Annotated in this window: 11 protein-coding genes; 8 read left to right on the forward strand and 3 right to left on the reverse strand. The window is 62.1% G+C overall.

Annotated elements, in window-relative coordinates; translation table 11 throughout:
• Window positions 1–134: 134 nt before the first annotated feature.
• Window positions 135–707, reverse strand: coding sequence for a cytochrome b (locus FHL16_RS33140; RefSeq protein WP_077750497.1), 573 nt, complete (start codon window positions 705–707; stop codon window positions 135–137).
• Window positions 708–911: 204 nt separating this feature from the next.
• Between FHL16_RS33140 and FHL16_RS33145 the strand changes: the two genes are divergently transcribed.
• From FHL16_RS33145 to FHL16_RS33175, 7 genes are read left to right on the forward strand one after another with little or no spacing between them, the layout of a single operon-like run.
• Window positions 912–1,589 (forward strand): thermostable hemolysin, encoded by a 678-nt coding sequence (locus FHL16_RS33145; protein WP_042932122.1) that lies wholly within the window; start codon window positions 912–914, stop codon window positions 1,587–1,589.
• The gene (locus tag FHL16_RS33150) at window positions 1,579–3,060 is read left to right on the forward strand and encodes an AMP-binding protein (protein WP_077750498.1); all 1,482 of its coding nucleotides are present in this window, start codon (window positions 1,579–1,581) and stop codon (window positions 3,058–3,060) included. The genes FHL16_RS33145 and FHL16_RS33150 overlap by 11 nt, the downstream gene beginning before the upstream one ends.
• Window positions 3,057–3,731, forward strand: coding sequence for a TenA family transcriptional regulator (locus FHL16_RS33155; RefSeq protein WP_077750499.1), 675 nt, complete (start codon window positions 3,057–3,059; stop codon window positions 3,729–3,731). The genes FHL16_RS33150 and FHL16_RS33155 overlap by 4 nt, the downstream gene beginning before the upstream one ends.
• Window positions 3,718–4,527, forward strand: coding sequence for an SDR family oxidoreductase (locus FHL16_RS33160; RefSeq protein ID WP_010459589.1), 810 nt, complete (start codon window positions 3,718–3,720; stop codon window positions 4,525–4,527). The genes FHL16_RS33155 and FHL16_RS33160 overlap by 14 nt, the downstream gene beginning before the upstream one ends.
• Window positions 4,524–5,168 carry a tetratricopeptide repeat protein gene (locus FHL16_RS33165; RefSeq protein ID WP_077750500.1) on the forward strand — a complete coding sequence of 215 codons (645 nt, stop codon included), beginning with the start codon at window positions 4,524–4,526 and terminating at the stop codon, window positions 5,166–5,168. Before FHL16_RS33160 ends, FHL16_RS33165 begins: the two co-directional genes overlap by 4 nt.
• Before the next feature lie 11 nt (window positions 5,169–5,179).
• The gene (locus FHL16_RS33170) at window positions 5,180–5,842 is read left to right on the forward strand and encodes a response regulator (RefSeq protein WP_010459585.1); all 663 of its coding nucleotides are present in this window, start codon (window positions 5,180–5,182) and stop codon (window positions 5,840–5,842) included.
• Window positions 5,839–7,257: an ATP-binding protein gene (locus tag FHL16_RS33175; RefSeq protein ID WP_010459583.1), complete on the forward strand. Its 1,419-nt coding sequence runs from the start codon at window positions 5,839–5,841 to the stop codon at window positions 7,255–7,257. Before FHL16_RS33170 ends, FHL16_RS33175 begins: the two co-directional genes overlap by 4 nt.
• A gap of 190 nt (window positions 7,258–7,447) precedes the next feature.
• Here the strand turns inward: FHL16_RS33175 and FHL16_RS33180 are convergent, their stop codons facing one another.
• Window positions 7,448–7,663: a DUF4287 domain-containing protein gene (locus tag FHL16_RS33180; RefSeq protein WP_077750501.1), complete on the reverse strand. Its 216-nt coding sequence runs from the start codon at window positions 7,661–7,663 to the stop codon at window positions 7,448–7,450.
• A 174-nt stretch (window positions 7,664–7,837) separates the two neighbouring features.
• The gene (locus FHL16_RS33185) at window positions 7,838–8,722 is read right to left on the reverse strand and encodes a LysR family transcriptional regulator (RefSeq protein WP_010459579.1); all 885 of its coding nucleotides are present in this window, start codon (window positions 8,720–8,722) and stop codon (window positions 7,838–7,840) included.
• Between the two features lie 133 nt (window positions 8,723–8,855).
• Here FHL16_RS33185 and FHL16_RS33190 point away from each other — a divergent pair, with 133 nt between their 5' ends.
• Window positions 8,856–10,505, forward strand: a complete 1,650-nt coding sequence (locus FHL16_RS33190; protein WP_077750502.1) for a GMC family oxidoreductase — start codon at window positions 8,856–8,858, stop codon at window positions 10,503–10,505.
• Window positions 10,506–10,616 lie beyond the last annotated feature (111 nt).

The following is a 10,616-nucleotide window of genomic DNA, read 5'->3' on the forward strand; positions in this document are numbered from 1 at the left end:
TTTTGGCTGGAGTTGATGGCGTCATCCCAGACGCCATCGCGAGCAGGCTCGCTCCCACAGGGGGTTTGGGGTGAATTCGGGGTCTCGGGGTGGCTATGGATATGGCCGGTGTCTGGTTGGCACCGGGTTTGGGATTAACGCTGGCGCTGGTTGATGGGATTGTTGGATCGACCGGGCAGCATGCGGGCCAGGGTGTTGTCGCGGACCCAGTAGTGGTGAAACAACCCCGCCGCCGCGTGCAAGCCGATCAGCCAGTAACCCGCGCTGCCCAGCAGTTCGTGCCAGTACTTGAATTGCTTGGCCAGGTCCGGGTCTACCGCGACCGGCGATGGCAGGTAGAACTCGAAATAAGGCATCGGTTTGCCGCCGGCGGACAGCATCAGCCAGGCCAGCAGCGGCGTGGCGATCATTAATACGTACAAGGCCAGGTGCATCAGGTGCGAAACGCCGGTCTGCCATTTGGGCAGTGCCGGGGTGATCGGTGGCCGAGGCGTCAGGCGACCGAGCAGTCGCACCCACACCAGGGCGAAGATGCTTAGGCCGAAGAGGCCGTGCAGCCCGAGAAACATGGCTCTCAACGGTTGGCCCTTGGGCAGCAGGCCTTTGATTTCGATGCAGGCGTACACGCCCACAAACAACGCCAGCATCAGCCAGTGCAAGGTGATCGAGAGTTTTCCATACCGATGGGTCATTGATTCGCGGGTCATAACGGGCCTCATGAATGTCATTGCCGGCGGCCGAGTCATTCGTGCGGCCGGGGTGCGGTGTGTCAACGCACCGACGGGGCACACCCTGCCCGCGAAGTCTTAAGGCAATCTGAAGACAGCGGAGATGATCTTTTTCTTACCTTCAGATTCCGTTAAGAAATGGCTTCGATACTTCTCCCACACTTACTCGGGAGGCGTCTTCCAATGCCTGACTTTGAATGGAATATTCCTCTACCCCTACGCTTCGGCCAGGCCGAAGCTCCGCCGATGAACCTGGCCAGGGCGTTACCGGACGACGTCGAGCGCCCGGTCTTTGAAGCCTTTATTCAGCAACGTTTTCGTAAGGCCCATGGCGCCGATATTCGTCATTTCATGCCGGAGCTGTTTGGCATGAGCGATGCCTCCGGCTCGCTGTGTGCAGTGGCCGGTGTGCGCATGGCCAATGCTGAGTCGTTGTTTCTGGAACGTTATCTGGACGAGTCGATCGAGCCGCTGATCAGCGCTGCGGCGGACCGCCCGGTGGATCGTGCCGGTATCGTCGAGGTCGGCAATCTGGCCGCCAGTGACACCGGCAGTGCGCGGATGAGCATCATCGCCATCACTTACTTGCTGGCCATGGGCGGCCTGGAATGGGTGGCGTTCACCGGCAACATCGGCTTGGTGAACAGCTTTCATCGCCTGGGCTTGAAACCGGTGACGCTGTGCGCGGCCGACCCTGAGCGGCTGGGGGACGAACGCCAGCACTGGGGCAGTTATTACGAGAGCAAGCCTTGGGTGCACGTCGGCAACATCCGCGCCGGTTTTATTCATTTGCGCAACATCGGGATGTTCAATCGCCTGGGTTTGCCGACATCCCTTGAGGAATCCAGCCATGTCGCCTGAAACCGAGCGTTTCAAACAGACCTTGCGCAGCCATGCCGAGCGCAAGACCAGCGCCATCGCATTGTGGGGTGATCATCAGAAGGTGGATTACGCCACGCTGTATGCCGAGGTGGTGTATCGCCAGCAACGGCTGCGCGATGAGCAGGTCAAGGTGATTGCGCTGGCGTTGGACAATGGCGTCGAAGCGATGCTCTGGGACCTGGCCGCGCTGTTCGAAGGCCTGACTTGCCTGACGTTGCCGCCTTTTTTCAGCCCCGCTCAGCGCGCCCATTGTCTGGAACAGAGCCAGGCCGAACGGGTGATTGCCGAACCCGCGCTGGACGACGAGTTGCAGGCGGCCGGCTACGAAAAGACCGGTGAGTTCTGGCGCCGCACGTTCAGCGGCCCGAACCGTATGCCGGAAGGGACCGCCAAACTGACCTTCACCTCGGGCACCACGGGCACGCCCAAAGGCGTGTGCCTCAGCGCCGAGAGCCTGTTGACGGTCGCTCGCGAACTGAATCAGGCGAGCAAACCCGCCGATCCGCAGCATCATCTGGCGTTGTTACCCCTGGCGATTTTGCTGGAAAACCTCGGTTGCTACGCCGCGCTGTATGCCGGGGCCACGTTGAGTTTGCCCAGTCAGAAAACCCTGGGGATTCAGGGCGCCAGCGGTGTTGATGTGCCGCGTCTGCTCGGTTGCCTGGCCACCCGGGCGCCGGAGAGCCTGATCCTGGTGCCGCAGTTGTTGCAGATGTTGGTCAGCGCCGCCGAGCAGAAAGCCTTCAGTCCTTACTCGTTGCGGTTTGCGGCGGTGGGTGGCGCGCGGGTATCCGAGGAATTGCTGCACCGCGCGCAACGCATCGGCATCCCTGTTTACGAAGGTTACGGCCTGTCGGAGTGCGCCTCGGTCGTGTGCCTCAATCGCCCCGAAGCGCGCCGTCTCGGCAGTGTCGGCCGGCCCCTGCCCCACGTCACGATTCGCCTGGCCGAGGACGGCGAGGTGCTGGTCAAGGGTTCGACCTTGCTCGGTTATCTGGGAGAGGCGCCGCACACCGATGAATGGTGGCCGACCGGCGATCTCGGCGAGTTCGACCCGGACGGTTTTCTCTACCTCAAGGGGCGCAAGAAGCATCAATTCGTCACCAGTTTCGGACGCAACGTCAACCCGGAATGGGTCGAGGCTGAATTGACCCAGCGCCGCCATATCGCCCAGGCCTTCGTCTACGGCGAAGCCATGCCGCACAACCATGCGCTGCTCTGGCCCCATCGCCCGGACTGCACCGACGCCGAACTGGCTGCCGCCGTCGCCGAGGCCAACGAGGCCTTGCCCGGTTATGCGCAGGTCCATCACTGGACCCGTCTCGATCAACCTTTCACCCCCGCCAATGGCCTGCTTACCGCCAATGGCCGCCCGCGCCGTGACGCCATCATCGAGCGTTACCGGGCGCAACTGACTGAATCTGTACTTTCCGAGGAATCCGCATCATGAGTTTTTTCGACACGCTGCAAGAAGCCACGCAACACGAACGCCATGAACTGTTCAACCTGCCGGTCATCCGCGATGCCCTTGAGGGCAAGGTCAGCCTGGAAAGCTACCGGGCCTTCCTGGCGCAAGCCTATTACCACGTGCGCCACACCGTGCCGTTGATGATGGCGTGCGGGGCGAAATTGCCGTCGCGCCTGGAATGGCTGCGCAAAGCGGTGTGCGAGTACATCGAGGAGGAATACGGTCACGAGCAGTGGGTGCTGGACGATATCGAAGCCTGCGGCGGCGACCGCATTGCCGTGCGCGACGGTCGTCCGAGCCTGCCGATTGAATTGATGGTCAGCTACCTCTACGACCTGATCGCTCGCGATAACCCGGTCGGCCTGTTCGGCATGGTCAACGTGCTGGAAGGCACCAGCATTGCCTTGGCTACCCACGCCGCCGGCAGCATCCGCGAGCGCCTGGCGTTGCCGGAAAGCGCCTTCAGTTACCTCAGTTCCCATGGCTCTTTGGACATCGAACACATGCAGACCTATCGCCGGTTGATGAATACCCTCGACGATCCGGACGACCAGGCTGCGGTGATTCACGCCTCCAAAGTGGTGTACAAACTTTACACCGATATGTTCCGCGGCTTGCCGCGTGACGGGGAGGCCCTGCATGAAGTTGCATGATGCCCGCGTGGTGCTGACCGGCGCCAGCGGCGGTATCGGCCTGGCGATCGCCACCGCGTTGTGCGCCAGCGGCGCCCGGGTGCTGGCGGTGGCTCGGCACCAGGAACCGCTGCGGCCTTTGCTTGAACGCTATCCGCAAAACCTGTGCTGGGTCGGCGCGGACCTGACCGTGCTGTCCGACCGACGCAAGGTGCTGACCGCAGCCGAATCGATTGGCGGGATCAACCTGCTGATCAACGCCGCCGGGATCAATCACTTCGCCATGCTTGAGCAGCTGGAGGACAGCGATATCCACGCCATGATGGCCCTTAACATCAGCGCGCCGATTTGCCTGACCAAAACCCTGCTGCCGCTGCTCAAACAAGCCGAGAGCGCGATGGTGGTGAACGTCGGCTCAACTTACGGCTCCATCGGTTACCCCGGTTACGCCAGTTATTGCGCCACCAAGTTTGCCTTGCGCGGGTTTTCCGAGGCCCTGCGCCGGGAGTTGGCGGACACCCGGGTCAGCGTGCTCTACGTCGCCCCGCGCGCTACCCGCACCAGCATGAACAGCCCGGCGGCGCAGGCGTTGAACGATGCGCTCAAGGCCAACGTCGACGATCCGCAAACCGTCGCCGCCGCGGTGATGCATGCGATTGCCGGTGACCGGCGCGACTTGTACCTCGGCTGGCCGGAGCGCTTTTTTGTGCGCCTGAACAGCCTGCTGCCCAATCTGGTGGACCGTGGCTTGCGCAAGCAATTGCCGCTGATCCGTCGCCTGAGTCAGAAGCCCGACAACGAGACCCTCAAACCATGAAGAAGATCATCGCTTGCCTGCTGCTGGGGGCTCTGAGCCAAAGCGTCTGGGCACTGGAACCCGCCGATCAGCAACGCCTCCAGGGCATCCAGCAAAGCTGGGCGCACATTCAATACGAAGTCCCGGAAGCGCAACGCACGGCTGCATTCGAGAAACTGGCAGGCCAGGCATCCGCGTTCACCCAGGAACGTCAATCGGTGGCCGAAGCCTGGATCTGGTCCGGCATCGTCAACAGCAGCTGGGCCGGCGCCCAAGGTGGCCTCGGTGCGCTGAGCAAGGTAAAGGCCGCGAAAGCCGATCTGGAAAAAGCCATGACGCTGGACCCCAAAGCCCTGCAAGGCTCGGCCTATACCAGCCTCGGCGCGTTGTATGATCGCGTCCCCGGCTGGCCCATCGGTTTCGGTGACTCGGACAAGGCCGAACAGTTACTCAAACAGGCCTTGCAACTGAACCCGGAGGGCATCGATAGTCTGTACTTCTGGGGCGATCACCTCTACCGTCAAAAACGTTACAGCGAAGCCCGCAGCGCGTTGCAAAAAGCCCTGCAGGCCGCCCCAAGGCCAGGCCGTGAACTCGCCGACGCCGGGCGACGCAAAGAGATCGAAACGTTGCTGGTGGACGTGAACAAGAAACTCAACTGACAGGAGTCCGTGTGCGCTTATTACTGATTGAGGACGACGTGGCCCTCGGCGAGGGCATCCATCAAGCCCTGGGCCGCGAAGGTTATACCGTCGATTGGCTAAAGGACGGCACCAGCGCCTTGCACGCGCTGCTCAGTGAAACCTTTGACCTGGCGGTGCTCGACCTCGGTCTGCCGCGCATGGACGGGCTGGAAGTGCTGCGCCGCTTGCGGGACAGCGGCTCCAACCTGCCGGTGCTGATCCTCACCGCCCGGGATGCGACCGAAGACCGCATTGCCGGGCTGGACGCCGGGGCCGACGATTACCTGGTCAAACCCTTTGATCTGGCGGAACTCAAGGCTCGCCTGCGGGCCTTGTTGCGGCGCAGTGCCGGCCGCGCCCAGGTGCTGATCGAACACGCCGGCATCAGCCTGAACCCCGGCACCCAGCAAGTCAGCTACCTGGGCGAGCCGGTGGCTCTGACGCCCAAGGAATATCAGCTGCTCCACGAATTGCTCTCGCCGCCGGGCCGGGTCATGACCCGCGATCATCTGATGCAGTTGCTGTATGGCTGGAATGAAGAAGCCGAAAGCAACACCCTGGAAGTGCACATCCATCACCTGCGCAAAAAATTCTCCACCGACCTGATCCGCACCATTCGCGGTGTCGGTTACCTGGTGGAGGAGCGCCGATGACGTCGATCCGGCGCCGCACGCTCACGCTGATCATTGGCCTGATGCTGGTAGGGCTGGCGGTGATCAGCCTGTTGAACCTGCACGACAGCAATCACGAAATCGCCGAAGTCTACGATGCCCAACTCGCGCAAAACGCCCGGCTGTTGCAGGGGGTGATGCGCATGCCGATGGCGAGCAAGGAACACGCCGATCTGTATCAGGCCTTCAACAAGGCGCTGGGCGAGGCCGAGCCGAGGGTCGATGGCCATCCCTATGAAACCAAGATGGCTTTTCAAGTCTGGACCCTCAACGGCGAAGTGCTGGTGCACACGGCCAGTGCGCCCTCCTTCAGCGCGCCGCCGTCGACACCCGGCTTCAGCGACGTCGTGGACCTCAACAACCGCCATTGGCGTGCGTTCCTGTTGGTAGACAAACAGAACGGTCTGAGAATCTGGGTGGGCGAACGGGACGACGTGCGTTCGGACCTGGTGGACCGGATCGTGCGCCATACCTTGGGGCCCAATGTGCTGGGCAGCCTGATTCTGGCGGCGATGATCTGGTTGGCCATCGGCTGGGGCCTCAAGCCGCTGGAAGACATGGCGGCGACCTTGCGCGCGCGGCACAGCGGTTCGCTGGAGCCTCTGCAACTGACGCCGTTGCCCAGTGAACTGGAGCCGATGCAAGCGGCGCTCAACCGCATGCTCGCGCAGATTCAGGAAGTGATGGGCCGCGAGCGGCGCTTCATCGCCGATGCCGCCCACGAAATGCGCACACCGCTGGCCGTGCTGCGTGTGCATGCGCAAAACCTGCTGGAAGCCGGCACGGAACAGGAGCGCCGTGAATCCCTGGAATTCCTGATCGCCGGCGTCGACCGCACCAGCCGCCTGGTCAATCAATTGCTGACCATGGCCCGCCTCGAACCCAAAGCCATCGCACCTGTACAGCAACGCATCGACCTGGCCGCCACCGTGCGCGACAGCCTCGTGCAGCTCACGCCGTGGTTGCTGAGCAAGAACCTTGAGCTGGCCTTCGACGTCACCGATCGCCCCTTTGAAGTGGTGGCCGACGCCGCCGCCATCGACATCGCCTTGAACAACCTGATCAGCAATGCGGCAAACTTTTCCCCGGAGCATGGGGTCATCACGGTGCAACTCAGTCAGGCGGACGGCTTCTATTCGCTGAGCGTCGAGGACCAGGGGCCCGGCATCGACGAGGCGGATCGCGGGCGGTTGTTCGAACGCTTCTACAGCCGTGGCAATGCCCATGGCGCGGGTTTGGGCCTGACCATCGTCAACACCATCGCCACCCGACTGGGCGGACGCATCACCCTGGCCAATCGCCCGGAAGGCGGCTTGCGCGCCACGCTGTCGATTCCCGACAGCCAACCCCGCGACCCACTACAGCGCACCACCCGCGAGTTGCCGCCGAATGTTTGAGTGATCCCGGCAGAATGCGGTGAGCCAGCTGGCGCCATCGCGAGCAGGCTCACTCCCACAGGAGGCTATGCTGACCACAACACTCGCGAACGACGCAGAACCCATGTAGGAGTGAGCCTGCTCGCGATGGCGGTGGCACATCCAGCCCCCCTCTCACCGCCATTCCACATTGCAGCCGTTTACAGCGGCCTCACTTTTTAACACCCGCCAAATAATGCGCCACCAACGCATTGGCATGGCCATGCCCCATTGCATGCTCATCCTTCAGCAAAGCCACCATTTCCATATGCTTCTTGCCGCTCACCGTCCCGAGCAGCTCCAGCCAATGGTTGATGGGCTGGCCGTACTTTTTCTCGATGGACGGGAAGTACGACGCCGGGCCTTTCACTTTTGTCTCTTCGGTCATGCTGCACGCTCCCTTGTTCGCGACGGAGTGTCGGAGGACGCTCCTTGTCTTCATCCCGAATTGAAGACCAGGACAGCTGCGCAGTCCAGCGGGAGCAAGCTCCCTCGCCACAGGGGTTGTGTTGGTTGCTTCATTGCTTGGTTGATCAGAGATCTATGATGGAGGATTGGCAGGCTATCCCATCAACAACCCCTGCTCCGCCTCGCACAACTCCACCACGTAATCCCACATCACCCGCAATCTCACCGACTTGTGCAGCTCCCGCCGCGTGCTGATCCAGTAGCTGCGCTCAATGCTCTCGTCCGGAAACAGCGGCACCAGCTCCGGATCGGCGCTGGCCATGTAGCACGGCAGCACCGCAATCCCCAATCCCGACCGTGCCGCCTGTTGCTGGGCGATGACGCTGGTGCTGTGGAACACCACCTGCGGGTTGCGGCAAAAACTGTTGAGGAACATCAGTTCCTGGCTGAACAGTAAGTCGTCGACGTAGCCGATCCACGCGTGGCGGCCGAGGTCTTCGCGGCTGTGAAGCGGCGGTGCCTTGTCGAGGTAGGCCTGGCTGGCGTAGAGCGCCAGGCGATAGTCGGTGAGTTTGCGCGTGACCAGCATGTCGGCGGCCGGGCGTTCAAGGTGGATGCTGATTTCGGCTTCGCGGTTGAGGATGCTGACGAAGCGCGGCACCGCCACCAGCTCCACTTCCAGTCCGGGGTAGCGTTCGAACAGGCCGTTCATGCGGCTGGCGAGGAACATGATGCCCAGCCCTTCGGTCACGCCAACGCGGATCTTGCCCAGTGGCGCCGTGGACTGGGTGATTTCCTCTTGCGCCAGCAACGCGACGTTTTCCATGGCTTCGGCGTGCTTGAGCAGCGCTTCGCCGGCCGGGGTCATTTCGTAGCCCTGGGCATGCTGGACAAACAGCGCGGTGCCAAGGCTCTTTTCGATGGCCTCGATGTGCCGGGCGACGGTGGCGTGGGTGGTGTTCAAACGGCGGGCGGCGGTGAGCAAACGCCCGCTGCGTTGCAATTCGAGAAAAAACCGCAGGTCATTCCAGTCGAACATGAGTCGTCCTTGGGGCTACGCTGTTTGAGGCGCTGTCTGAAAACGCACAGCGGCTGCGCAAAAACTAACATTCTTTTGACGAAAGCTAACAACTAGGATGACCGACAACAAGAACAACAATACGAGGTCAGGGATGCAGACTTCCCTTGATGAATTCGACTACATCGTGGTCGGCGCCGGGCCGGCCGGTTGTTTGCTGGCCAATCGGCTGTCGGCCGACCCGCAACACCGCGTCTTGCTGCTCGAAGCCGGCGGCCGCGATAACTATGCTTGGATTCACATCCCCGTGGGTTACCTGTTCTGCATCGGCAACCCGCGCACCGACTGGTGCTTCAAGACCGAAGCGCAACCCGGCCTGCAAGGTCGCGCCCTGAGTTACCCGCGCGGCAAAGTGCTGGGCGGCTGTTCCTCGATCAACGGCATGATCTACATGCGCGGCCAGGCTGGCGACTATGACGGCTGGGCCGCTGACGGCAATCCGGGCTGGCGCTGGAACGACGTGCTGCCGCTGTTCAAGAAAAGCGAAAACCATTTTGCCGGCGACTCGCAATTTCACGGCGCCAGCGGCGACTGGCGGGTCGAGCGTCAGCGGCTGTCGTGGCCGATTCTGGATGCGTTCCGCAGTGCCGCCGAGCAAAGCGGCATTGCCAGCATCGATGACTTCAACCAGGGCGACAACGAAGGCTGCGGCTATTTTCAGGTCAACCAGAAGGCCGGGATTCGCTGGAACGCGGCCAAGGCGTTTCTCAAACCGATCCGCAATCGCGCCAATCTCACCGTGCTGACCGACGTCGAAGTGGACCGTGTGCTGCTGGAAAACGGCCGGGCTTCGGCGGTCAGCACCCGTTACCAAGGTCAGGCAAAAACCTTCAAGGCGCGCAAGGAAATCGTGCTGTGCGCAGGCTCCGTCGGTTCACCGAGCATTCTGCAACGCTCCGGGATCGGCCCTCGCCCGCTGCTCGAAAAACTGGGGATCGGTGTGGCTCATGAACTGCCGGGCGTTGGCGGCAATCTGCAGGATCACCTGCAACTGCGGCTGATCTACAAACTGGAAAACGCCCGCACCCTGAACCAGATCGCTGGCAGCGTGTGGGGCAAGATGGGCATGGGCCTGCGTTATCTGTACGACCGCAGCGGCCCGCTGTCGATGGCGCCGAGTCAGCTGGGGGCGTTTGCCCGGTCAGGGCCGGAACAGACCTCGGCCAATCTCGAATACCACGTGCAACCGCTGTCGCTGGAACGCTTCGGCGAACCGTTGCACGCCTTCCCTGCTTTCACGGCGTCGGTTTGCGATTTAAGGCCGCAGAGTCGCGGACGGGTGGAGATTCGTTCCGCCGATCCGCAGGAAGCGCCGCTGATTCAACCCAACTATTTAAGCCATCCAGAGGATTTGCGGGTCGCGGCCGATGCCATTCGCCTGACCCGGCGCATCGTCGCCGCCCCGGCCCTGCGAGCGTTCAAACCGGTCGAGTACTTGCCCGGCGATAGCTTGCAGACCGAAGAGGAACTGCACGAAGCCGCCGCACGAATTGGCACGACGATTTTCCATCCGGTGGGCACCTGTCGCATGGGCAACGATGTGCAGGCCGTGGTCGATGCCGAGTTGCGCGTTCACGGGATTCCCGGACTGCGCATCGCTGATGCCTCGATCATGCCGCGCATTACCTCGGGCAATACGTGCTCGCCTACGCTGATGATTGCCGAAAAGGCTGCGCTGATGATCCTCAACCCCAGCACAAGGAGCCTCAACCCGCAGAAGGAACTGCTGAGCAACCCACTGTAGGAGCGAGGCTTGCCCGCGAAGAACGATGACGCGGTGTGTCAGGTCTGACGCCTTCGCGAGCAAGCTTCGCTCCTACAAAGATCGACGTACACCCGGCTTTATGAGCAACCC

The organism is Pseudomonas sp. FSL W5-0299, from assembly GCF_005930655.1.
Lineage (GTDB): Bacteria > Pseudomonadota > Gammaproteobacteria > Pseudomonadales > Pseudomonadaceae > Aquipseudomonas > Aquipseudomonas mandelii.